The following is a 21,338-nucleotide window of genomic DNA, read 5'->3' as shown; positions in this document are numbered from 1 at the left end:
GGCAAGAAAGGCGACGCCAAGAGAAGTAGCCAGGCCGCGGGCAAGGATCCGAAGCGAGGTAAGTAACCGCTGATACGCGTCGGTGATTGCCGCGCCCCAGCTTCGAGCTGGTATTTTTGAAGAAGAGAAGGTGTTGCGATGCTAAAATGGGCTTTTATTTTCTTCGTCATCTCGTTGGTAACTGGCCTCCTCGGGTTCTCCGGCATTTCGTCAGCGACCGCAGGCATCGCCAAGATACTGTTTTACATCGCCGTGCTGATTTTCCTGGTGTTCCTTATTCTGGCGCTGATGGTTGGGGGCGCAGTCACCTAGGCCGCAAGCCGCATCCCGTTCGGCCGCAACCGGCCCCCGATGGGGACCGCGCCGCGTACATCCGGAAGCCGACGCGTTATAGGCCGGGCCATCGATGCCGGAGCGAGAACGCCCTTCTCACAGCTTGCCGGCATACTTCGGCCGGCCCATTGAGGTACCGTTGATCAGGGGCAGTGCTCTGGAGCTTCAATGATGCCAGGGAAGGTTCTTAATGGTAGCGTCGCGCAGCGGTTGGCCACTATCTTGTGCATTTTGTCGCTTGTTGGTCTCGCTGCTCTTATCGGCTTGGAACGTCAGCCGCGGCAATATCGGACAGACCCTCCGGTCGCAGCCGCTCTCAACCAGTTGCGCCTGATGCCTGCTGGCATCGGTGGTGCGCCTCCCGAAATCTATTTCGCGCTCGACAAGCCCTATGAAACGAGTGCCTATGACCTAAGCCAGGGCAAGCGGCTGTATTCCTGGTTCGGATGCCCTTCCTGCCACGGCGACGGTCGAGGTGGGGCGGGGCCGTCTTTGCTCGATGGATGGTGGTTATACGGACCCTCGCTGGTCGCGATAGCGTCCTCCATTCGAGACGGACGTCCGCGGGGAATGCCGGCCTTCCGCAGCAGGATGACGACAGACCAGATCTGGCAGCTTGCCGGCTATGTCAAGACGATCGGCGCCTATTCGGCTTCGCTGACCGCACCGAGCCGGAACGACGACAAGCACACCCGACCGGCGGAAAACCGGGCGCCGGCCGCCATTCTCTTCAATGAAGACCGCCCGGTGCTGCCCCGTTCCGAGCAAGGGCCGCCATCTTGAAAAGGACCTCGACTCTCCTCCTGCTCGCGTCACTGGCTTCGGGATGTAGCGGCGCCCAGTCGGCCCTGAATGCTGAAGGCCACGCGGCGATTGAGCTCAAGGCCTTGATAGTTGGGGTAATCTTCGTCTGCGCTGCCGTGTGGTTGCTGGTCATGATCGCTTTGGTCTTAGCGCTTGCGCGTCGGCGCGATCGAGACAGTGGCGCAATTTCCGAGCGCAAAGCAGCCGTCGCCGTTTCCGGCGCGGTCGGCGCAACAGTGCTCGTCATAGCCGGTTTGACGATCGCGAGCTTCTATACGACCCGCGCGCTCTCCGAGGCTACGACCCCGGAGCTGACGATCGACGTCACGGCCCAGCAATGGTGGTGGCAATTCACTTATGTCGGTTCAGACTCCGCGGGCGGCTTCGTGACGGCCAACGAGATCCACGTCCCGGTCGGGAAAGCCGTGCGGCTGCGGCTCAAGAGCAGCGACGTCATTCATTCCTTTTGGGTGCCGAGCCTTGCCGGCAAGCAGGACCTTATCCCCGGTCGCGAAAACACGCTGACGCTGCGGGCAGAAAGACCAGGCATCTATCGCGGCCAGTGCGCGGAGTTTTGCGGTCTGCAGCATAGCCACATGGCACTCTTCGTAATCGCGGAAGCGCAGGCGGATTACGAGCGCTGGGCCGAGAGACAACGCGGACCCGGTGCGGAACCAAGGGAGACGGAGGCCGTTGCAGGCAAAGCCGTATTCATGGCCAAGCAATGCGCCGCATGCCATACGATACGCGGCACGAGGGCTTCGGGCACGACCGGGCCTGACCTTAGCCATGTCGGCAGCCGCCGCACCATTGCAGCAGGACTGCTCGAAAACACCCGCGGTTCGCTTGCCGCCTGGATCGCCGATCCCCAGACGTTGAAGCCCGGAAACAATATGCCGCTGGTTCCCCTTTCAAGCGACGAGCTACGACAGCTTGCCGCTTATATGGAGGGCCTCGAATGAGTGAGGACCGGAAGCAATCTCCGTTGATGGACGACGGATTGGACGACGCCGAGCTCGAGCGGCATCTGCGGCAGAGCTGGGAAACACCGCGCGGGATTTGGAATGCCCTTGCGACGGTGGACCACAAGATCATCGCTCGGCGTTACATAGTCACCGCATTCATCTTCCTCATCCTGGGAGGGCTGCTGGCGGTCGCGATGCGCATTCAGCTGGCACGGCCGGAAGCGCGTATTCTCGACCCTGACCGATACAACCAGATCTTCACCATGCACGGGAGCACCATGATGTTCCTGTTCGCAGTCCCGGTGATGGAGGCGATGGCCATCTACCTCGTGCCGCTCATGGTCGGCACCCGCAACATCGCTTTTCCTCGGCTGAATGCCTTTTCCTACTGGATCATATTGGCTGGCGGTCTGCTCCTTTGGATTTCCTTCGCTCTCGATGCCGCGCCAGACGTCGGCTGGTTCGCCTATGTGCCGCTTTCCGGCCCGGAATATGGTTCCGGAAAGCGCGCCGACATTTGGGCGCAGATGATCACTTTCACCGAGCTGTCGGCGCTTGCGGTTGCTGTGGAAATCGTCGTCACGGTGTTCAAGCAGCGCGCGCCCGGCATGTCGCTCGACCGCATACCCCTGCTGGTCTGGTCCATGCTCGTCATGGCGTTCATCGTCATCATGGCGATGCCGGCGATCATGTTTGCTAGTTCAACACTCATCCTCGATCGCCTGGTGGAAACGCAGTTCTACAATCCGGCCGCCGGCGGCGACGCCTTGCTCTGGCAGCACGTGTTCTGGTTTTTCGGCCATCCCGAGGTCTACATCATATTTCTTCCGGCCGCGGGTATGGTTTCGACGATCGTCGCCACTTTTTCCCGTCGGGCCATATTCGGCTATCTGCCTCTCGTGATGGCTTTCATCGCCACAGGTATCCTGGCCTTCGGTCTTTGGGTACATCACATGTTCGTCGTTGGCCTGCCGCGACTAGGCGAGAGTTTCTTCACGGCGTCGAGCATGGCGATCGCAGTGCCGGCGGGAATCCAGATTTTCTGCTGGTTGGCGACGCTGTGGCTCGGTCGGCCAGTATTTGCGACACCGCTGCTGTTCGTGATCGGCTTCATCGTCACCTTCGTGATCGGTGGCCTGACCGGAGTCATGGTCGCATCCGTGCCATTCGACACACAGGTTCATGATACATATTTCGTGGTTGCGCACTTCCACTATGTGCTCGTCGGTGGCGCGGTCTTTCCGTTGCTCGGGGCGATCTATTACTGGTTTCCAAAAATGACCGGTCGAATGATGAGCGAGCGGCTCGGACGATGGGCGTTCGGCCTGATTTTCGTGGGTTTCAACCTGACATTCTTCCCGATGCACATTCTCGGTCTTCTTGGTATGCCGCGTCGGGTCTACACCTACCAGCCGGACCTACCCTGGGGAGGATTGAACCTTTTCATCAGCCTGAGCGCGCTGCTCCTGGTTTCCGGCTTTCTCGTCTTCGTCATCGATGTTGTGCGCGCCTGGCGATCAGGCCCACAGGCCGGACCAAATCCCTGGAAGGCAGCGACGCTGGAGTGGGCGACCTCGTCACCGCCTCCGGCCTATAATTTTCGCAGGATCCCCGTTGTCGATGCCTCTGATCCTCTTTGGATGCATCCCGAGGAACTCGCTGTGACGGCAGGGCTACGGGTCGATCGCCGGGAACTCATTGTGAGCAGCGTGGTTGAAGCCTTGCCGGAAGCGCGGGAATCGTCGCCGCGCGACTCCATCTGGCCGTTCTGGGCGGCGATCGCCACTTCGATCATGCTGATCGGCTCGATTTTCACGCCGTGGGCGGTCGTCTGGGGGTCGATCCCGATTGCGGTGTGCCTGATCGGCTGGTTCTGGCCAAAGGGCACAGCGGAGGACATATCATGAAAGAGAGGGCGGTGCTGGACGTATCGAAACTGCCCCTGCATGGGCTGAGCACCGCCAGTCCCACCTGGTGGGGAACCTGTGCCTTCATGCTCATCGAGGGCAGCGGTTTCGCCCTGGCGATCGCAATCTACTTCTACTTGCTGAGCCTCGCCCCGAACTGGCCGATCGATGCGCCGCCGCCCGATCTTTTCCCCGGAACCATGCTCACGCTCCTCCTCCTGGCAAGCATCGTCCCGAATATCCTCGTTTCCCGCTGGGCGACGGCGAGGGCACTGGCGAAGGTCCGTATCGGGCTGATCGTGATGACGCTCCTCGAGGCGGCGCCGCTCGCACCCCGCATCTTCGAATTTCCTGCCATGCATGTCAGCTGGGATGAAAATGCCTATGGCTCGATCGTGTGGACATTGCTGGGACTGCATACCGCACACGTCATCACAGACCTCATCGATACGCTTGTTCTCACCTGCCTGATGTTCACCCGATACGGCGACAACACGCGCCGCTACGGCGACGTCGAGGATAATTGCCTCTATTGGAACTTCGTGATCGTCACGTGGCTTCCCCTCTACGTCTGTCTCTATTGGGTGCCTCGGCTATGAGCACTGGGATCGCCAAATACGCCGGATTGCTCCTCGCGTGTGGCGCGTGGGCAATCAATACCCAGCTCGGTCAAATCCTGCCTTACGCCGATTGTGGCGCCGGCGTCTCCTGGTCGACTGTCGCCTCGTTCGTTGCTGTGGCCGTGGCACTCGCCGGAACCCTCGTCTCGCATGCCCGTTTTGGGCCAAGCGAACCTCGAGCAATTCTGTTCATCGCCAAGCTGAATGTCCTTGCCGGTCTCGCCTTCGCCTTTGCCCTTCTCTTGCAGGCAGCCGCCGCCATGCTGCTCGACCCATGCCTACGGTAGCAGCACTGGTGTTGTCCCTACTGGCGGGGCCAGCTGCCGCCCACGAAGCTGAGCCGCATGCCTCCGTGCTCGTCTGGAGCTTCGATCCATGGGTTGTAACGCCGATCGCCATCGTGGGACTGCTCTATGCAATTGGTTCCTTTCGGCTGTGGATGCGCTCACGCACCAGCCACGGCGTAACTGGAAGGTCCGCCTTGATCTGGTGGGCTGGATGGCTGGTGCTTGCGGCGGCGTTGGTATCGCCTCTGCATTTCCTTGGGGAGCACCTTTTCGCCGTGCACATGATCGAACATGAACTCGTCATGGCGGTGTCTGCACCTCTCCTCGTTCTCTCGCGGCCGGTGGGCGTGCTGCTTTGGGGGCTGCCAAGAAAAATCCGGCGCCTGATCCGGCGAGGGATGAAGGAGAAATTTGTCCAGATCGCATGGGGTTGGCTCACCCGCGCAACGGTCGCCACCCTGCTGCATGGGGCCGCAATCTGGGTTTGGCATGCGCCCCTGCTGTTCGATGCAACACTGACCGATATCACCGTTCACCGGATGCAACATCTCAGTTTCTTCATGACGGCGCTGCTGTTCTGGTGGTCGATGCTGTGGCGGAGCGACCGAGGCGCTGCTGCCTGGCATCTTTTCCTCACCATGCTTCACACCAGCGCGCTGGGCGCCCTTGTCGCGCTTGCGCCACGTGTGGTCTATCCGGTCCAAACACAGACGGCGCCGGATTGGGGTCTGACGCAGCTTGAGGATCAGCAGCTCGCCGGCATGTTGATGTGGGTGCCGGGAGGCATCATTTATGGCGGCGCGGCGCTGGCGCTGTTGGCCCTATGGATCGCAAAGTCGAGTAGAGGAGAGCTCCATGCAGGCCGCTTCCACTCGCCGTAAAGCTTCGCTCCTACTGACAAGTATTGTCGTTGCGATGTCTCTGGTCATGGTTGGCGCCAATGTCTTGAAGGAGAGGCAGCAGCGGCGTTCCGTGGCGATGGCTATGACCCAGGGCGATCCATCGCAAGCACCTCCCATCTTTCGAAAATATGGCTGCGGTGGATGCCACGTCATTCCAGGCGTTGCCGGCGCCGATGGTAAGGTTGGCGGCCCCCTCGTCGATCTGCGCGAGCGCGTCTATCTTGCCGGCGTTGTCGAAAACACGTCGGAAAATCTCGTAAACTGGATCGTCTCGCCGCAGCGTTTTTCACAGCATTCCGCCATGCCCGCTACGGGGATCACCGAGCCGGAGGCGAGGCATCTCGCGGCCTATCTATACGCGCAGTGACCTCAAGGATGCGGCGTTGGGCGAGCTGGCAGTGATTTGATGTACCTGGCGATAGCTATACGATCGCTTTCGGGCAGTTGCGATGTGTTGGCGACGACATCGCGCATCGACGATCCCACTCTCCCATGATTGGGCGTCCTGCCGCTCTTCAACATTTCGGCGAGCTCCCCCTCGGACCAGCCGCCGATCCGCGCTGGCGTTATGTTGGGCACGAAACCGGTCCCCTCCAGATCCGGCCCGCCGGCAAAGCGAGTGGTCGGCCTTATCGCGCCGAAGATGTTGCGCGTCGAGTGACAGTCGGCGCAATGAGCAAGCGCTTCGACCAGATAGGCACCCCTGTCGTGAACGGGATCCTCGTTTAGCATCGCCTCTGACTTACCTTCTCGAAAGAACAGGAGCTTCCAGAAGCCGACGAAGCGGCGGATGCGGAAAAAGAGGAAGAGGTCGTGCGGCGGTGCCCGACCCGAAACGCGCGGTAGCGTCTGGAGGTATGCATAGAGGTCCCTGACATCATCAGGCCGCATGCCGGTGTAACTTGGGTAGGGAAACGCCGGGTAGTAGTGCCTGCCCTCCGGTGAGACGCCACTGATCAACGCGTTTGCCAGATCAGCGACGGACCACGATCCTATGCCGTCAACGGGATCGGGCGAAATGTTGGGCACCCTGAACGTCCCGAAGGGCGATGCGAGGGCAAGGCCGCCGCCGAGTTTCAGCGGGTCCGGCTGTCCCGGCGTCGCGTGACAGGAGGCACATCCTCCCGCAGCAAAGATGATCTCGCCACGCGATGCACTCCCCTCCGTCAAGGTCGATCCGGTGGATTCGAAGCTGGCTACCGGCATTGTCAAGAACCAGCATGCGCAGACCATGAACAGCGTCGCTGCGGCCGCCAAAGTCAACGGCCAGTCCTGCGCGAGCGACATTGTATCGCGCATCGTCAAGTCTCCGAGAGCTTCCACCCAATCCCTGAACGGCAGCTATGTTCCCATCACCGGCGTCTGTTTCCGCCGCTTTGCAGCGCGCATGCAGAGGTCTTTCCGGGACCGACTGGAAAGACGATCTCTAGAAGGCAGTGTGCACGCGTCCCGTGTCGTAATCTGGATCACTTGTGCCCGCGACACCGGATTCCCGGCGCAGATACCAGATATCGATAGGAAGCCGCCTCCCAGGCAGCGAAACACCGTTCTTCGGAAACCATATGGCGCAGGGAACCGTTTTTCGCAGCCGCGCCAGCAGTTCCGACGAGACCACAAGAGGGGAGTCGAGCGATTTGGCCAGGGTTTCAAGGCGTTGCGCGACGTTCACCGCGTCGCCGATCACTGTGAACTCGCTGTGGCATCCGCTGTCGAGGACGCCGCCGACGACAGCGCCGAAATGCAGCCCAATCGCAGCATCGAGTGCGCGATAGCCGTTGCGGACGCCGTGGTCCCTCCACTCGTTCAATGCCTCGACCAACTCGAGCGCACATGCGAGCGCGCGGTCCGCGTCGTCTTCCGTGGGCCGCGGCTGTCCGAACACCGCCATGACGCCGTCGCCGATGAACTTGTCGACCGTTCCGCCATAGCCGAAGATTGTGTGCGAAACGAGCTGGCGATATTCCGCGAGCACGGACGCCAGCTCGCGGGCGGGCACGGTTTCGGCGAAGCTGGTAAAGTCGCGCAAATCGACGAACATGATGGCGGCGTTCCGGCGCTCCAGGCCAAGAGCCTCGCCGCGCTCCTGTAGTTCCGAAACGATGAGCGGCGAGAAGAAGCGCGAGAGATTGAGGCGCCGCTGATCCGCCTTCAGCGCCTCCTTGCGCGTCCGGTCGTGATCCCGGGCAAACAGGTATATCGCAAAGGAGGTGAATCCAAAGCTCACGGTCAGGCCAAGATCCTGATTGAGAAGCGATGCAAGCCGCGACACGGCATCGGCCGTGTTGTGATGCCTGACGGCCGTGATCACCAGCATGGACACCCAGGCGATAAGGACGATGGTCGAGAACACGAGCACCAGACGGCGGTCGAGCTTCAGGCCGACGTGGACGAGCAGGATGAAGGCGACGACCAGGCTCGTCGTCGTCAGGTTGTGGTTCCGGGCGACCGGTTCGGTCAGGATGTGCCCGTAGAGGATCAGTGCGACCAGCAGGGCGTCGAGAACGACAAACAGCGTCTTGAGCCGGGAGCGACCGGGGATATATCGCGCGGTCGTGATCGCGGCGACACTGATGATGAAATAGCTGACGACTACGACAAGGCGCGCGCCTTCGCCCTCCTCGTTGCCGGCAAGCAGGAGGTTGGCGAGCAGGATAGCGAAGGCAACGAACCGCAGGAGGATCAAGCGGATTTCTCTTGCGAAGTCCCATGCAGGATGAAGCGAAGACGTCATATCGACACGCGTAGGCTGGGTTTTCCCGGTCCGCCCGGAGGATGAAAGGACGCGACCAAGTTACAGCCGCGTCCTTTCGCTTTTACTTGACTTCCGTAACGGTAAGCTTTCCGTCTACGCGCTCGGCGACGAACTCGATGTTCGCGCCTTCCTTCAGCTTCTCCAGGAGGGCATCGTCCTGAACGCGAAAGACCATCGTCATCGCGGGCATGTCGAGGGACTTCAGTTCCTCATGGATGAGGGTGACCTTCCTGGCCTTTGCGTCGACCTTCTTGACGGTACCTTTGGTGAACTCGGCGGCGAGAGCGCCGGAGGCAGTACCGAGCGCGAGGGCGGAGGCGAGGGCGAGTTTGATCAGCGTTTTCATGTCAGGCTCCTTTCGAATGATTATTTTCCGGCGACAATGACGTCGCCATGCATGCCCGCGTCGTAGTGACCGGGGACCAGGCAGGCGATCTTGAACGTGCCGCCGTTGGTGAATTTCCAGATGACCTCGCCGGACTCTCCGGCGGCGAGGCGGATCGCATTCGGATCGTCATGTTCCATCTCCGGGAACTTCTCCATCGCGGCCCTGTGCTCCATGATCCTGTCCTCCTGGTCGAGCACGAACTCGTGGTCGAGTTCGCCAAGGTTCTGGATCGCGAAGACGATGGTCTGGCCCCTGTAGACCTTGAAGGTCGAGGGCGTGAAGATCATCTCGCCGTCGTCGGTCTCCTTCATCGTCACCCGGATCGTCTGAGTGGCGTTGGCCTTCTTGCCCGGCTCGCCGACGGCCATCGCTTCGCCGTGGCCACCGGCGTGATCGCCGGAGGCGAGCGCCGGGGTGGTGAGCGCGACGGCGAGAAGTCCGAAGATTGCAGCTTTCATCGTGTGGTCCTTGGGTTGGTTTAAGATCGGCATGCGGGATCAGCCATGATTCGTATGCTTCGGCGTGATCCGGGTCTTTGCGTCTGTGGGCCTGGTCGCGTCGGGAAGTTCGCCCGTCCATTCCCAGGCCTGGGTTCCGGGTGGGTTTTCGTACCAGCCGGGGTCGGAGTAATCGCCCGCCGAGATGCCATCGCGCACCTTGACGACAGAGAACATGCCGCCCATTTCGATGGGTCCGTGCGGCCCCCAGCCGGTCATCATCGGCACGGTGTTCTCGGGGATTTCCATTTCCATCTCGCCCATGTCGGCCATGCCCTTGGTGCCCATCGGCATGTATTCCGGCTGGAGCTTCTTGATCTTCTCGGCGACCTTCTTCTTGTCGACGCCGATGAAGGTCGGGATGTCGTGCCCCATGGCGTTCATCGCGTGGTGCGACTTGTGGCAATGGATCGCCCAATCGCCGACGTATCTGGCATCGAACTCGTAGGCGCGCATCGCGCCCACTGGAATGTCGATGCTGACTTCCGGCCAGCGCGCCTCCGGCCGCACCCAGCCGCCGTCGGTGCAAGTGACCTCGAAGTCGTAGCCGTGCATGTGGATCGGATGGTTGGTCATGGTGAGATTGCCGACCCTGACGCGCACCCGGTCGTTCTTGGAAACGACGAGCGGGCTGATGTCCGGGAATACGCGGCTGTTCCAGCACCACATGTTGAAGTCGGTCATCTCCATGACGCGGGGCACGTAGGAGCCGGGATCGATGTCGTAGGCGTTGAGAAGGAAGACGAAGTCGCGGTCGACTGGCATGAACTTCGGGTCCTTGGGATGCACGACGAAGAAGCCCATCATCCCCATCGCCATCTGCACCATCTCATCGGAATGCGGGTGGTACATGAAGGTGCCGGACTTCACGAGGTCGAACTCGTAGACGAAGGTCTTGCCGACCGGGATATGCGGCTGCGTGAGGCCGCCGACGCCATCCATGCCGGAGGGCAGGATCATGCCGTGCCAGTGGACCGTCGTATGTTCCGGCAACTTGTTGGTGACGAAGATACGAACCTGGTCGCCTTCGACCGCCTCTATCGTCGGACCCGGCGACTGGCCGTTATAGCCCCAGAGATAGGCGGTCATGCCTTCCGCCATTTCACGCTCGACCGGTTCGGCGACGAGATGGAACTCCTTGACGCCGTTGTTCATCCGATACGGCAGCGTCCAGCCGTTGAGCGTGACGACGGGGTTGTAGTCGGGGCCGGACGTCGGCTTGACCGGGACTTGCGTCTCCGCCGTCTCCATCACCGCCGCCTCGGGCAGCCCCATATTGGAGGTCTTCGCCCAGGCGGCGGTCGAAACGAGCGCGGCGCCCGCGCCGAGCAATTGTCTTCTGTTGAACATTGTCTGTTCCTTTCTCAGTGACCGCCACCGCCGCTCTCAGCGGCCGCCGCGACTTCCATTTCACCGAAGGCCGCTCTTGTGCCGCCGCCATAGATCGCCGGCGCAAGATTGGCCTCGGCCAGCCAGAAGTCGCGCTTGGCATTGACCGCGAGCAGGATCGAATTGACCTTGTCGCGGCTGTCGGCGAGCAGTTCGAAGGTGTTGGTGATCATCGCGTTGTAGGTGAGGAGGGATTCCTCCTCGATCTTGGTGCGCAGCGGCACGACGCTGTTGCGGTAGTGCCGGGCGATGTCGTAGTTGGCGCGGTACGCCTGGTAGGCGGAGCGCGCCTCCGAGCGGACGTTGACGGCCTTTTCCGCAAGCAGGTTCGCCGACCGCATATAGGCGAGCTCCGCCTTGCGCATCCGGGCCTTGCCGCTGTCGAAGATCGGGATGACGAACTCGAGTTCGGCCTGGCCGGCCGTCTCTGTCTCAACGTCCCCGTCCTCCTTCTCCCGTTCGGTCTCGAAGCCGGTCAGGAGTTCGAGGTCGGTGACGTAGCGGGTCGCTTCGGTCAGCTTGTAGGACTTGGCCGTCGCTTCGAGATCGAGCTTCGCCATCTGGAGATCGACGCGGCGCTGCAGCGCTTCCGCCTCGATCAGGTCGCGCTTGACGAGACCCTTCGGCAGGGACGGCAATCGGTTTGGCACCTGATAGTCGATGTCCGAACCCCAGAGCCCCATCAGCCGCGTCAGTTCCTCCTTGGCAAGCCGGGCCTCCAGGCGCGCCTTGGCGGATTGCCCCGCGAGCTCGGCATAGAAGACATGCTCGCGGGCCTGTGAGCCCTTGGTCATCGCCCCGGTCTCGCCGAGCTTCTGGGCAAGCTCGGAGGCAGCGTCGGCCGCTGCCTGCGCCTGGTTGAGCTGGCCGACCGTTTCCCAGGCGGCGACGGCTTTGATCCAGGCGCGACGGGTATCACCGGCGAGTTGCAGCGTGCGCAACGCCGCGTTCAACTGCGCCTGCCGGAAGCGGGTGTCGGCGATGGCAATGTCGCGTTCGCGTGTCGCGAGCGCCAGGAGGTTGTTGGCAATCACGCCTTCTACGGACCTGAACGCCTCGATCCCCGGCGCTCCTATGCCGTTGAAGCCGATTGCGACCGTCGGGTTGACGAACATGGTCGACTGCCAGGCGTCTGCGGCGGAGTCGCCGAGGTCGGCATAGGCGGCCTGCAGCCCCTTGTTGTTCAGAAGCGCGACCTGCACCGCCGTCTCGACGTCGATCGTCTTCTTGGCCATCAGCGTCTTCACCCGGTTGGAGACGGCGCGGGCCTGCTCCTGGTTTTGCACCCAGACGGTCTGCTTACCGGTGGCCGCCACCGTCTTTCCCTCGACGGAGGAGAATCCGGCATTCTTCGCTGCGTACTCGGTGGCCGACACACAGCCGCCGAGCACCAGCGGAAGGCCGAGCACTGCCGCAAGTTTCAGGTTGTTTCTGATCATGAAGCGTCTCCTTCCGGAGATTGCGCGTCATTCTGGTTGCGCCACGGTTTGGGATCGACCGGCACGCGGTGGGTGTAGCCCGAGACCGGGCTCGTATATCCGAGGGGGCGGACTTCGGCCTGGGAGGCGGCAAGATCGCCCGAAGCAATGACGTCGGGAGGCAATGTGGCAGCGCATCCGCCGGCAAACAGCGGCAGTGCGACCACGAAAAGCAAGGGTTTCATGGTTATATCCGAATGGGAATTGCAACGGCGCTTGAAGCGCAAATCACGCGCTCACAGACGCACGGATTCGACCCGCGAGAACGGGTGTGCCGTACTCAGATATTCGGAGGGCGGTGCAGCTGCGGGAGTTCGCCTATGGCCCGGGCATCGTCGATGAACTTGCGGATGGTAGCGACACGCGGGCCGCCGACCGCGTCAGCGTCGGTCACGATGGCCATGCTGATACAGAAGCCTTGGCAGCAGTCGGTCTTCGCCAGTTTATGGGCGTCGTCAGGGGAGGACTGGTCGTGATCGCCGTGCACGCGGTCGCCGCTCGCGACTTCGTGGTGCTGGTGGTCGGACTGGGAGATTTCGAGATCGGACCACGCCCCATGCATGGCGGCGGAGGCGGTCGGCACGGAGTATCCCGCCAGTGACACGACAATCACCAAGCGGATCAGAACCAGCATCTTGTGCAATGTGATTCGAAACATACCCATGCCTAGCAGGACTAACATTGGTCCCTAAGTTGTCAATTGTCGGTTCGTATGGCTCGCGCCTGTCACACGGCATCACAGCGAGCCCGCCGAGCCATCGGTGCGATGCTGACTATCGGTGTAAGGGTTCCAACGATGGCAAGGTCAAGCGGGAAAATGGCCAACGAGCGGATCGGAGTTGATTGGCTGGTCGTGCCGGCGCCGCGCGTCGATCAGCCAGATTTGCCCAGTCTCGCTCTGATCGCGTTCATTTGCTCGATTTCCTTGCGCTGCCCTTGGGAGATTTGATTGCACAGGTCGACCAGTTCCTCGTCCGTGAGGTTTGCTTCGCGACACATCAGGATCGCTCCCGAATGATGCGGGATCATGGAGGCGATGAACTGACGGTCGTCGATCAGAGCCTGCGTGCGCGTTCCCGCAAATGCCACAACGAAGAGGGCAATAAGGCCGAGATAAAGGCCGACGTTCAGGCCCCTGTTCCTGTGCATCCCGCCCATGGTCGCCAGCATGATGATGCCCATCGGAGCGACCATCGTCAGCGCCATGTAGAACGTGTTGAGGTTATTGCGGAAATCCGTCCACCCGTCGACCATGGAGAACATCACGAAGTACATGACGACCAGACTGACCACCATGTTGACGGCGAACATCAGGTAATGGTGGGCTGCCGTGTCATGGTGCTGCATCGGCTGCTTGCCTTGATCTTTCATGGCGATCCTCCGCCTGCTGCCATCCTCGACAACGATAGCAACCGGGGGAACGCTCGTTCGTTCCATCAAAGGGTACCAAGTTTCCGAGCTTGCAAGCCGGTATCCACGCGAGCCTTTCCACCGTGCCTCAGGGCATCTCGAGCACGGCTCTCTCCCCATACGGCTGCTTGCCGGTGCCTATCCCATATGTGCGGCCAGGGAACAGTCTTTGGCGTTGGCGCGGCGAGCATGTCCAGATCGGGGGCACCCATTGAACGTCACCAACCAACATTCGTGATCTGGAACGAGGGGCGCGGCCTCGGACCGGCGGCGGTGGCTTGTGGATCGGTTCAGACTGCATTGAAGAGCCACGCCTGCTTCCGACTGTGAACTGTTACAGAAACGACAAGAAACTGACATTTGGCGTTCATCAAGCGCCGCTATGGCAGGTGTCATACCGATGACCGGTCCCCCTAAAAAGGAACTGCTGCCAATGTTTCAGTTGAAGAATGTAACCCGCCGGTTCGGCACGAAAACAGCCGTCAGCTCGGTTACCTTCGACATCCCCCAGGGCCAGATGGTCGGTATCATCGGCCGCTCCGGTGCCGGCAAATCGACGCTGCTGCGCATGATCAACCGTCTGGTTGACCTCTCGTCCGGCTCGATCGAATTCGCAGGCACGGAAGTCTCCGCGCTCCGCGGCGCGGCGCTGCGCAACTGGCAGCGCGACTGCGCCATGATCTTCCAGCAGTTCAACCTCGTGCCGCGTCTCGACGTCTTGACCAACGTCCTGCTCGGCCGCCTCAACCACCGCTCGACCGCGCTCAGCGTCCTCAACATGTTCACGCGCGAAGAGCGGATCATGGCGATCGGTGCGCTCGAACGCCTCGGCATCGAGCAGACGGCATTGCAGCCGGCCGGCACGCTTTCCGGCGGCCAGCAGCAGCGCGTCGCGATCGCCCGCGCCCTGATGCAGCAGCCGAGGGTGCTCCTGGCCGATGAGCCGATCGCCTCGCTCGACCCGCTCAACGCCAAGATCGTCATGGACGCGCTGCGCGACATCAACGAGCGCGACGGTATCACCGTCATCACCAACCTGCACACGCTCGACACGGCGCGGAGCTGTTGCGAGCGGATCATCGGCATGGCGCATGGGCGCGTCGTCTTCGACGGACAACCGAAGGACCTGACCGCCGCAGCCGTCGCCGAGATCTACGGTGCAGACACCACGATCGAAGAATCGATGACCTCGACAAGCATCAACATTCCCGCGGCACTGCCGCAGGAAAAAACCGCATCGGCTGGCCTCAAGCCGCTGGCATTGGCCGGTCTGTGACGACCCGCCACGATCGAAAGCCCGCGTGAAGGGCACCTCTTTGCAACCGATATCGATCCGGCAATGCCGGAAAACGGGAGACAAACCTTATGTTGAAGAAAGCTCTGTTGGGCGCTGTTGCGCTCCTCGCCCTCGTCGGCCACGCTGAGGCCGAAGATCTGAAGGAATTCCGCATCGGCATTCTTGGCGGCGAGAACGAAGCCGACCGCCTGCGCAACTTCCAGTGCCTGGTCGACAAGCTCCCGGCCGCAATCGGCGTCGAAAAGGTCTCGCTGTTCCCGGCCGCCGACTATGACGGCGTCATCCAGGGCCTGCTCGGCGGTACGCTCGATTACGCAGAACTCGGCGCTTCCGGCTATGCCAAGATCTACCTCGCCAAGGCGGATGCCGTCGAGCCGATCCTGACGACGGTCCAGACCGATGGCTCCACCGGCTACCACTCGATCATGGTTGCCCGCAAGGATTCCGGCATCACCAAGCTCGAAGACCTCAAGGGCAAGAAGCTCGGCTTCGCTGATCCGGACTCGACCTCCGGCTACCTCATCCCGCTCGTAACACTTCCGGAAGCGATCGGCGCGCCGGTCAAGGAATTCTTCGGTGAAACCGGCTTCGGCGGCGGTCACGAGAACCTCGTTCTCGAAGTCGTCAAGGGCACCTTCGATGCCGGCACGACCTTCGGTTCGGGCATCGGCGAGTTCAAGGACGGCTACACCTCCGGCAACCTGCGCAAGATGGCCGACAAGGGTATCGTCGACATGAACGACCTCGTCGAACTCTGGAAGTCGCCGTTGATCCCGAACGGCCCGATCGTCGTGCGCACCACGATGAACGACGACATGAAGGCGAAGTTCAAGCAGTTCATGATGGACCTGCCGAAGACCGATGCCGCCTGCTTCTCGGCTATCCAGGGCGGTGATTTCATCGGCTACACCGAAGTCAATGCCGACTTCTACAAGCCGATCATCGACGCTCGCAAGGCAACGATCGGCGGCTGATCGCCAAACCCTTCATAATTCAGCCGGCCGCGCAAGCGGCCGGCATTTGATTGTCCGGGACTGCCACAGGCACCCACCTCAAGAGGCCGGCTCCGCCGGAAACCCCATGGCCACTTCCGTGCTTTCCCGACAACTGAGCGAGAGCGGCGCCTTGGTGGAGCGCCACTGGCAGGAGCTCAATGCCCGCCGCCGGCTTTACACCTTCCTGGGCCTGGCGCTCCTCGCTCTGACGCTCTCCGCCTCGCTCTGGTTCGCAAACGATTCGAACGCCGGCAAGTTCTTTGATCGCCTGCCGCATTTCTTCGATTTTGTCGGCGATCTGGTCCCGCGCGACGCCATGGAAATCGTGCGCGCCATGTTCGACTTGCCGTCGCCCTATGACGACGGCAGCTTCAGGTACAACTATCCGGACGGCCGGCTTTACCTCACCGACAGCCTCTACATCCCGGAATATTTTCACAAGATGCTGGAGACGCTGAACATTGCCATCTTTTCGACAGTGATCGGAGTCTTCTTCGGCTTCTTTCTCTCGTTCCTTGCCGCGCGAAATCTCATGCCCAATCGCTGGATCAGGGGCCCGGTGCGCCGGCTGATGGAGATCCTGCGCGCCTTCCCCGAAGTGGTCATTGCCGGCTTCTTCCTGGCGATCCTGTCGCTGGGCCCCATACCCGCGATTGCGGCGGTGTCAATCCACACGATCGGCGCGCTTGGCAAGTTGTTCTTCGAGGTCGTCGAAAACGCCGACATGAAACCGGAGGAAGGCTTGCGCGCCGTTGGCGCCAACTGGATCGAGCGGGTCTGGTTCGGCATCGTTCCGCAGGTTCTCCCGAATTTCACCAGCTATTTCCTGCTTCGCCTCGAGATCAATGTGCGCGCCTCGACGATCATCGGCGCCGTCGGCGGCGGCGGTATCGGCGAGTTGCTGCGCCTGGCGATCGGCCAGGATCATGAGGCGAAGACGATCGCGATCGTGATTCTCTTGTTCACGACGATCTTCGCCGTCGACCAGTTTTCAGCATGGCTCCGCCGCCGCCTTGTCGGCGATCAGGCCTTTCAGCTCGCCCAGTAGGAGCGCACCATGACCGCCTCGACCAAGCCGAGCCTCCTTGAAATGGAAGCAATCGCTGCCCGCCATCCGCACCTGCTGCAGTCCTCCTCCAGAAAGAGACTGAAATCCGCGCTGATCGGCATCGGCGTGCTGCTCTACCTGGTTTTCAGCTGGTGGTTCTTTTCGATCGGCCACGTGCTTGCCAATGCCAATTGGGGCATCGCGGGGACCTATCTCGCCGACTGGGTGTCCTTTGAGGTCCGGCCGGAAATTGCGATCGCGGCCGATGGCACTATGGCCGTCTCCTACGCGCGAAATTCGCCGCTCGGCGCCAATCCCACGCCCGATTGGGTCACGCTTGAGAAGAAGACAGTGACCCGTACGATCGAGGCGCCGGCCGCTGCTCAGCCGTCGAAACCGAAGGCAAGTTCATTCTTCAATTTCATGGCGCCGAATGCCGCGCTCGGCGGCGCCCAGACCGCTCAAGCAGAAAACCGCGTCGAGACCCGCACCGAAGAAGTCGTGGTTCGCGCACTCTTTGCCTATGACCGTTCGACAAACATCGAGATCGGCGACGGCTTGGTTAAGGCGACGCACGGCAGCGAGACGCTGACGATGACCGTCGACGGCGCGGATACGGTAACGCCGCAAGGCCCCCTGCCCCGTTGGGCCACGCAAAAGCGGCCGGGAGAAAAGATCACGCTCTCCTTCGGCTTGACGGGCTGGGCCGAGGTCGAGGGTGACGAAGTCTCGATCCGCAACCGGTTCTTCGGCTGGGCGAACTTCCTCTTCGATACCAACTCGCCGTTCTTCGGAAAGCCCTATGGCGAAGTGGCATCGCTGATTGTCTCCGGAGAGCGGATCGATCCGGCACGCTCCAACCTTTCGCTTGCCTGGAACAACATTCTCTACAACGCGGAGTGGCAGCATCTCGACGTCTGGACCAAGCTGCTTCAGACGGTCGTCATGGCTTTCGTCGGCACCCTCTTCGCATCGATGATCGCCTTTCCGCTCTGCTTCCTCGCCGCGCGCAACATCACGCCGAACCTTTTCGCCAACCAGCTCGCCAAGCGGTTCTTCGATTTCCTGCGGTCGGTGGACATGTTCATCTGGGCGCTGTTCTTCACGCGCGCCTTCGGCCCCGGTCCGCTCGCCGGCATCTCGGCGATCTTCTTCACCGATACCGGCACGCTCGGCAAACTCTATTCCGAGGCGCTTGAAAACATCGACGACAAGCAGCGCGAAGGCGTGAAATCCGTCGGCGCGACGCCGATCGCGGTGCAGCGGTTCGGGGTGCTGCCGCAGGTGCTCCCGGTCTTTGCCAGCCAGGCGCTCTACTTCTGCGAATCGAACACCCGCTCGGCGACGATCATCGGCGCCGTCGGCGCCGGAGGCATCGGGCTGAAATTGTGGGAGGCGATGCGCACCAATTCCGATTGGGAAAATGTCGCCTATATGGTGCTTCTGATCTTGATGGTTGTCTTCATTTTCGACAGCATCTCGAACGCGTGCCGCTCGCGGCTGATGGGACGAAAGGCACATTAAATTGGAGCGGGATGCGGGCGGAAAACCGCACGCACTTCCTCATCCCGCTCTGATCCGATTTGCGTTTCGCACCGAAGTCATCATGATCTTGTCATGCAAATCGGCTAGCTGCGCATCGCACCCCGCGAACATCGACCCGCCGGAGGCGGGCCGAGCGACACAGAAAGTGAGACTCGTGCGTTATGCAATCTACTTCGCGCTGCCGGCCGATGACCGGCTGACGCAGACCGCAGCCCATTGGCTTGGCCGCGACGCCTTTATCGACGGAGCACTGAGCTGGCCGGAGGTGCCGGCGCTCGGGCGCGAAAACCAGATGGCATTGACGGCGGACCCGCGACGATACGGTTTTCACGGAACGCTGAAGGCGCCGTTCGAACTCGCTGAGGGAAAGAGTGAAGCGGATCTGCTCGCCGCCTTCGATGAGTTTGCGGCGGAGATCGAGGCGTTCGAGGTGCCACGGATCGTGTTGCATCAGATCGGGCCGTTTTTCGCGCTCGTCCCGGCCGAAGACTGCCCGCCGCTTCGAAGCCTGGCGGAACAGGCCGTTCGCCGTTTCGAGCCGTTCCGGGCGCCGCTGTCGGACGCCGATATCGCGCGCCGCAATCCGGAGAGGCTCACGCGGCGTCAGCGCGAATATCTTACGACATGGGGTTACCCTTACGTGTTCGAGGAATTTCAGTTCCACATGACGCTGACGGGACCGGTGCCGAAGGAGACGCAACCAGTGATGCGCGAGACGCTTACCGCCGCCTTCGAGGAATTCACTGGCAAGCCGCTCGACGTTGCGACCATTGCACTTTTCGTCGAGCCCCATCGCGGCGCGCCGTTTACCGTCTATTCCCTACTGCCGCTTGGCGGCGCATCCGAACGAAAGATCGCATGAGATGAGCAAAGAACAGGTATTGAGCAACGCCCGCATCGTTCTCGAGGACAGGATCGTCAACGGTTCCGTCCTCATCCGCGACGGCCGTATCGCCGATATTTCCGAAGGGGCCAGCAGCACGGGCGAAGATTTCGAAGGCGACTACCTGCTGCCCGGCCTGATCGAACTTCACACCGACCATCTGGAGGCGCATTACTCTCCGCGCCCGGGCGTGCGTTGGCTGAAGATCGCGGCGATCCAGGCCCATGACGCCCAGGTCGTCACCTCCGGAATCACCACCGTCTTTGACTGCCTGCGCCTGGGTTCGGACGAGGACGGCGGCTTCCAGAAGGGCGAGATGCGCAGCATGGCGGATGCCTTGGCGCAGGCCAAGGAGGAAGGACGCCTGCGCGCCGACCACCTCATCCACCTGCGTTGCGAAGTTTCGACTTCCGACGTCCTCGATCACTACGAGGATTTTCAGAACGACCCGCAGGTCCGCCTCGTCTCGCTGATGGATCATGCTCCAGGGCAGCGTCAGTTCCAGACGATGGATCAGTACACGCTCTACTACAAGACGAAGCGCGGCCTTTCGGACGAGGCTTTCGCCGAGTTCGTCGAGCGTCAGCAGGCGCTTTCCGCGCGTTACGCCGCGCCTCATCGCACGGCGCTGGCAAAGGCGTGCGCCGAACGGGGCATAACCATTGCCAGCCATGACGATGCGACGGTCGCGCATGTCGAGGAATCGATCGGCTACGGCATCCGTCTGGCGGAATTCCCGACGAGCTTCGAGGCGGCGGAAGCCTCGCATCGCGCCGGATTGAGCGTGCTGATGGGCGCGCCCAATATCGTGCGCGGCAAGTCGCATTCTGGCAACATCGCCGCCCGCGATCTCGCCGAGCGCGGCGTTCTCGATGTGCTTTCGTCCGACTATGTCCCCTTCAGCCTCATCCATGCGCCTTTCATTCTGGCCGACGACGTCGAGGCAATCGACCTGCCGCGGGCGATCGCCATGGTAACAGCGACGCCGGCGCGCACCGTCGGTCTCGACGATCGCGGCCGGATCGCCGTCGGGCTGCGCGCCGATATCGCCCGCGTCCACCGTCCTCAAGGCATTCCAGTTGTTCGCTCCGTCTGGCGCGAAGGACGGCGTGTCGCATGACGGCGGTCGGACAGGGGCGCGGAGGGCTCATCGTCGTCGTCGGCCCGAGCGGGGCAGGCAAGGACAGCGTCATGGGCTTCGCCGCGCGCCATTTCGCGTATCGCCCGGATATCCTCTTCGTGCGGCGCGTGATCACGCGTCCATCGGATGCCGGCAGTGAAGTGCATGAAAGCGTCTCAACCGCGGAATTCGAGGACATGAGCCGAAGCGGCGCCTTTGCCGTTTCGTGGCAGGCCCATGGCTTGAGCTACGGCGTTCCGGTCGAGATCGCCGACAGGGTCGCAAGCGGCATGACGGCGATCGTCAACGGCAGCCGCGCCGCCCTCCCCGCCATTCGCGAGGCCTTCGGCACCATCGCCGTCGCGCTGGTGACTGCAGACCCGGCGGTGCTGGCGAAGCGCCTGGCCGAGCGCGGCCGCGAGAGCGAGGAAGACGTGTTGCGCCGGCTCACGCGGCAGGCGCCCGACATTATCGCCGGACCCGACGTCACGGTGATCGACAATAGCGGCCGGCTCGACGTCGCCGGGCAGCGCTTCGTCGCGCTCGTCGAGCGGCATTGCGCGGCATTGCATCATCCAGCCTGAGCAAGAACGAAGGATCGGAACGTTTACGAGGGACCCCGGACCAAACAGTCCGGGGTCCTTTTTGCGCTGCACCCATTGACAGGCAACAGACGTCGCCCACCTACAGCTTTGTCGGGGCCAACAGGTCCGATGCC

The 21,338-nt window shown here is 61.8% G+C and carries 24 protein-coding genes; 15 read left to right on the top strand and 9 right to left on the bottom strand.

All coding sequences use genetic code 11. From position 1 onward, the window contains the following. The first annotated feature begins 138 nt into the window (after positions 1–138). The 8 genes from GHK62_RS06085 (at position 139) to GHK62_RS06050 (ending at position 6,185) form a co-directional block, all read left to right on the top strand. A complete protein-coding gene (locus tag GHK62_RS06085; RefSeq protein WP_153437428.1) occupies positions 139–312 on the top strand; it encodes a DUF1328 domain-containing protein in 174 nt (57 codons plus the stop codon). Between the two features lie 192 nt (positions 313–504). Further along, the gene (locus GHK62_RS06080; RefSeq protein WP_153437427.1) at positions 505–1,116 is read left to right on the top strand and encodes a c-type cytochrome; all 612 of its coding nucleotides are present in this window, start codon (positions 505–507) and stop codon (positions 1,114–1,116) included. Beyond that, positions 1,113–2,099 carry a cytochrome c oxidase subunit II gene (gene coxB, locus GHK62_RS06075; protein WP_153437426.1) on the top strand — a complete coding sequence of 329 codons (987 nt, stop codon included), beginning with the start codon at positions 1,113–1,115 and terminating at the stop codon, positions 2,097–2,099. The genes GHK62_RS06080 and coxB overlap by 4 nt, the downstream gene beginning before the upstream one ends. 26 nt (positions 2,100–2,125) lie before the next feature. Beyond that, positions 2,126–4,009: a cytochrome c oxidase subunit I gene (ctaD, locus tag GHK62_RS06070; RefSeq protein WP_234886789.1), complete on the top strand. Its 1,884-nt coding sequence runs from the start codon at positions 2,126–2,128 to the stop codon at positions 4,007–4,009. Beyond that, entirely contained in the window at positions 4,006–4,608 is a 603-nt protein-coding gene (locus GHK62_RS06065; protein WP_153437424.1) for a cytochrome c oxidase subunit 3, read from the top strand. The genes ctaD and GHK62_RS06065 overlap by 4 nt, the downstream gene beginning before the upstream one ends. After that, positions 4,605–4,916 carry a hypothetical protein gene (locus tag GHK62_RS06060; protein WP_153437423.1) on the top strand — a complete coding sequence of 104 codons (312 nt, stop codon included), beginning with the start codon at positions 4,605–4,607 and terminating at the stop codon, positions 4,914–4,916. Before GHK62_RS06065 ends, GHK62_RS06060 begins: the two co-directional genes overlap by 4 nt. Next, complete coding sequence (locus GHK62_RS06055; protein ID WP_153437422.1) at positions 4,904–5,797, top strand: cytochrome c oxidase assembly protein; 894 nt, start codon at positions 4,904–4,906, stop codon at positions 5,795–5,797. The genes GHK62_RS06060 and GHK62_RS06055 overlap by 13 nt, the downstream gene beginning before the upstream one ends. Beyond that, the gene (locus GHK62_RS06050; RefSeq protein ID WP_153437421.1) at positions 5,772–6,185 is read left to right on the top strand and encodes a c-type cytochrome; all 414 of its coding nucleotides are present in this window, start codon (positions 5,772–5,774) and stop codon (positions 6,183–6,185) included. Before GHK62_RS06055 ends, GHK62_RS06050 begins: the two co-directional genes overlap by 26 nt. 2 nt (positions 6,186–6,187) lie before the next feature. Here the strand turns inward: GHK62_RS06050 and GHK62_RS06045 are convergent, their stop codons facing one another. The 9 genes from GHK62_RS06045 to GHK62_RS06005 all read right to left on the bottom strand — a co-directional run bounded on the left by GHK62_RS06045 (position 6,188) and on the right by GHK62_RS06005 (position 13,693). Beyond that, a complete protein-coding gene (locus GHK62_RS06045; protein ID WP_380787039.1) occupies positions 6,188–7,117 on the bottom strand; it encodes a c-type cytochrome in 930 nt (309 codons plus the stop codon). A 127-nt stretch (positions 7,118–7,244) separates the two neighbouring features. Next, positions 7,245–8,549 carry an adenylate/guanylate cyclase domain-containing protein gene (locus tag GHK62_RS06040; protein WP_153437420.1) on the bottom strand — a complete coding sequence of 435 codons (1,305 nt, stop codon included), beginning with the start codon at positions 8,547–8,549 and terminating at the stop codon, positions 7,245–7,247. Between the two features lie 82 nt (positions 8,550–8,631). Continuing rightward, on the bottom strand, positions 8,632–8,916 hold the full coding sequence (locus GHK62_RS06035) for a copper-binding protein (protein ID WP_153437419.1): 285 nt from the start codon (positions 8,914–8,916) through the stop codon (positions 8,632–8,634). Between the two features lie 20 nt (positions 8,917–8,936). Further along, entirely contained in the window at positions 8,937–9,416 is a 480-nt protein-coding gene (locus tag GHK62_RS06030) for a cupredoxin domain-containing protein (protein WP_153437418.1), read from the bottom strand. Positions 9,417–9,455: 39 nt separating this feature from the next. Beyond that, a complete protein-coding gene (locus GHK62_RS06025; protein WP_153437417.1) occupies positions 9,456–10,805 on the bottom strand; it encodes a multicopper oxidase family protein in 1,350 nt (449 codons plus the stop codon). Positions 10,806–10,819: 14 nt separating this feature from the next. After that, the gene (locus GHK62_RS06020; RefSeq protein WP_153437416.1) at positions 10,820–12,283 is read right to left on the bottom strand and encodes a TolC family protein; all 1,464 of its coding nucleotides are present in this window, start codon (positions 12,281–12,283) and stop codon (positions 10,820–10,822) included. Then, on the bottom strand, positions 12,280–12,507 hold the full coding sequence (locus tag GHK62_RS06015; RefSeq protein WP_153437415.1) for a hypothetical protein: 228 nt from the start codon (positions 12,505–12,507) through the stop codon (positions 12,280–12,282). The genes GHK62_RS06020 and GHK62_RS06015 overlap by 4 nt, the downstream gene beginning before the upstream one ends. A gap of 95 nt (positions 12,508–12,602) precedes the next feature. Beyond that, positions 12,603–12,986, bottom strand: coding sequence for a hypothetical protein (locus tag GHK62_RS06010; RefSeq protein ID WP_153437414.1), 384 nt, complete (start codon positions 12,984–12,986; stop codon positions 12,603–12,605). Between the two features lie 209 nt (positions 12,987–13,195). Further along, positions 13,196–13,693: a DUF305 domain-containing protein gene (locus tag GHK62_RS06005; protein WP_167528164.1), complete on the bottom strand. Its 498-nt coding sequence runs from the start codon at positions 13,691–13,693 to the stop codon at positions 13,196–13,198. A 472-nt stretch (positions 13,694–14,165) separates the two neighbouring features. Between GHK62_RS06005 and phnC the strand changes: the two genes are divergently transcribed. The 7 genes from phnC to phnN all read left to right on the top strand — a co-directional run bounded on the left by phnC (position 14,166) and on the right by phnN (position 21,204). Further along, positions 14,166–15,008 (top strand): phosphonate ABC transporter ATP-binding protein, encoded by an 843-nt coding sequence (gene phnC, locus GHK62_RS06000; protein ID WP_153437413.1) that lies wholly within the window; start codon positions 14,166–14,168, stop codon positions 15,006–15,008. A gap of 89 nt (positions 15,009–15,097) precedes the next feature. Then, complete coding sequence (gene phnD, locus GHK62_RS05995) at positions 15,098–16,003, top strand: phosphonate ABC transporter substrate-binding protein (protein WP_153437412.1); 906 nt, start codon at positions 15,098–15,100, stop codon at positions 16,001–16,003. A 106-nt stretch (positions 16,004–16,109) separates the two neighbouring features. Further along, entirely contained in the window at positions 16,110–17,072 is a 963-nt protein-coding gene (gene phnE / locus GHK62_RS05990; protein WP_153437411.1) for a phosphonate ABC transporter, permease protein PhnE, read from the top strand. Positions 17,073–17,081: 9 nt separating this feature from the next. Further along, complete coding sequence (gene phnE, locus GHK62_RS05985) at positions 17,082–18,596, top strand: phosphonate ABC transporter, permease protein PhnE (protein WP_153437410.1); 1,515 nt, start codon at positions 17,082–17,084, stop codon at positions 18,594–18,596. A gap of 175 nt (positions 18,597–18,771) precedes the next feature. Beyond that, a complete protein-coding gene (locus GHK62_RS05980; RefSeq protein WP_184108672.1) occupies positions 18,772–19,479 on the top strand; it encodes a DUF1045 domain-containing protein in 708 nt (235 codons plus the stop codon). A 1-nt stretch (position 19,480) separates the two neighbouring features. After that, positions 19,481–20,620 carry an alpha-D-ribose 1-methylphosphonate 5-triphosphate diphosphatase gene (locus GHK62_RS05975; RefSeq protein WP_153437408.1) on the top strand — a complete coding sequence of 380 codons (1,140 nt, stop codon included), beginning with the start codon at positions 19,481–19,483 and terminating at the stop codon, positions 20,618–20,620. Further along, the gene (gene phnN, locus GHK62_RS05970) at positions 20,617–21,204 is read left to right on the top strand and encodes a phosphonate metabolism protein/1,5-bisphosphokinase (PRPP-forming) PhnN (protein WP_153437407.1); all 588 of its coding nucleotides are present in this window, start codon (positions 20,617–20,619) and stop codon (positions 21,202–21,204) included. The genes GHK62_RS05975 and phnN overlap by 4 nt, the downstream gene beginning before the upstream one ends. Positions 21,205–21,338 lie beyond the last annotated feature (134 nt).

Source organism: Sinorhizobium terangae (assembly GCF_009601505.1).
GTDB lineage: Bacteria > Pseudomonadota > Alphaproteobacteria > Rhizobiales > Rhizobiaceae > Sinorhizobium > Sinorhizobium terangae.
This window is presented reverse-complemented; position numbering and strand designations above follow the sequence as displayed.

Bases quoted from the DNA above. Each gene is read 5' to 3' on its own strand.
- GHK62_RS06085 (WP_153437428.1), top strand. From the start codon at position 139: ATGCTAAAATGGGCTTTTATTTTCTTCGTCATCTCGTTGGTAACTGGC.
- GHK62_RS06080 (WP_153437427.1), top strand. From the start codon at position 505: ATGCCAGGGAAGGTTCTTAATGGTAGCGTCGCGCAGCGGTTGGCCACT.
- ctaD (WP_234886789.1), top strand. From the start codon at position 2,126: ATGGACGACGGATTGGACGACGCCGAGCTCGAGCGGCATCTGCGGCAG.
- GHK62_RS06065 (WP_153437424.1), top strand. From the start codon at position 4,006: ATGAAAGAGAGGGCGGTGCTGGACGTATCGAAACTGCCCCTGCATGGG.
- GHK62_RS06060 (WP_153437423.1), top strand. From the start codon at position 4,605: ATGAGCACTGGGATCGCCAAATACGCCGGATTGCTCCTCGCGTGTGGC.
- GHK62_RS06055 (WP_153437422.1), top strand. From the start codon at position 4,904: ATGCCTACGGTAGCAGCACTGGTGTTGTCCCTACTGGCGGGGCCAGCT.
- GHK62_RS06050 (WP_153437421.1), top strand. From the start codon at position 5,772: ATGCAGGCCGCTTCCACTCGCCGTAAAGCTTCGCTCCTACTGACAAGT.
- GHK62_RS06045 (WP_380787039.1), bottom strand. From the start codon at position 7,117: ATGCGCGATACAATGTCGCTCGCGCAGGACTGGCCGTTGACTTTGGCG.
- GHK62_RS06040 (WP_153437420.1), bottom strand. From the start codon at position 8,549: ATGACGTCTTCGCTTCATCCTGCATGGGACTTCGCAAGAGAAATCCGC.
- GHK62_RS06035 (WP_153437419.1), bottom strand. From the start codon at position 8,916: ATGAAAACGCTGATCAAACTCGCCCTCGCCTCCGCCCTCGCGCTCGGT.
- GHK62_RS06030 (WP_153437418.1), bottom strand. From the start codon at position 9,416: ATGAAAGCTGCAATCTTCGGACTTCTCGCCGTCGCGCTCACCACCCCG.
- GHK62_RS06025 (WP_153437417.1), bottom strand. From the start codon at position 10,805: ATGTTCAACAGAAGACAATTGCTCGGCGCGGGCGCCGCGCTCGTTTCG.
- GHK62_RS06020 (WP_153437416.1), bottom strand. From the start codon at position 12,283: ATGATCAGAAACAACCTGAAACTTGCGGCAGTGCTCGGCCTTCCGCTG.
- GHK62_RS06015 (WP_153437415.1), bottom strand. From the start codon at position 12,507: ATGAAACCCTTGCTTTTCGTGGTCGCACTGCCGCTGTTTGCCGGCGGA.
- GHK62_RS06010 (WP_153437414.1), bottom strand. From the start codon at position 12,986: ATGGGTATGTTTCGAATCACATTGCACAAGATGCTGGTTCTGATCCGC.
- GHK62_RS06005 (WP_167528164.1), bottom strand. From the start codon at position 13,693: ATGAAAGATCAAGGCAAGCAGCCGATGCAGCACCATGACACGGCAGCC.
- phnC (WP_153437413.1), top strand. From the start codon at position 14,166: ATGTTTCAGTTGAAGAATGTAACCCGCCGGTTCGGCACGAAAACAGCC.
- phnD (WP_153437412.1), top strand. From the start codon at position 15,098: ATGTTGAAGAAAGCTCTGTTGGGCGCTGTTGCGCTCCTCGCCCTCGTC.
- phnE (WP_153437411.1), top strand. From the start codon at position 16,110: ATGGCCACTTCCGTGCTTTCCCGACAACTGAGCGAGAGCGGCGCCTTG.
- phnE (WP_153437410.1), top strand. From the start codon at position 17,082: ATGACCGCCTCGACCAAGCCGAGCCTCCTTGAAATGGAAGCAATCGCT.
- GHK62_RS05975 (WP_153437408.1), top strand. From the start codon at position 19,481: ATGAGCAAAGAACAGGTATTGAGCAACGCCCGCATCGTTCTCGAGGAC.
- phnN (WP_153437407.1), top strand. From the start codon at position 20,617: ATGACGGCGGTCGGACAGGGGCGCGGAGGGCTCATCGTCGTCGTCGGC.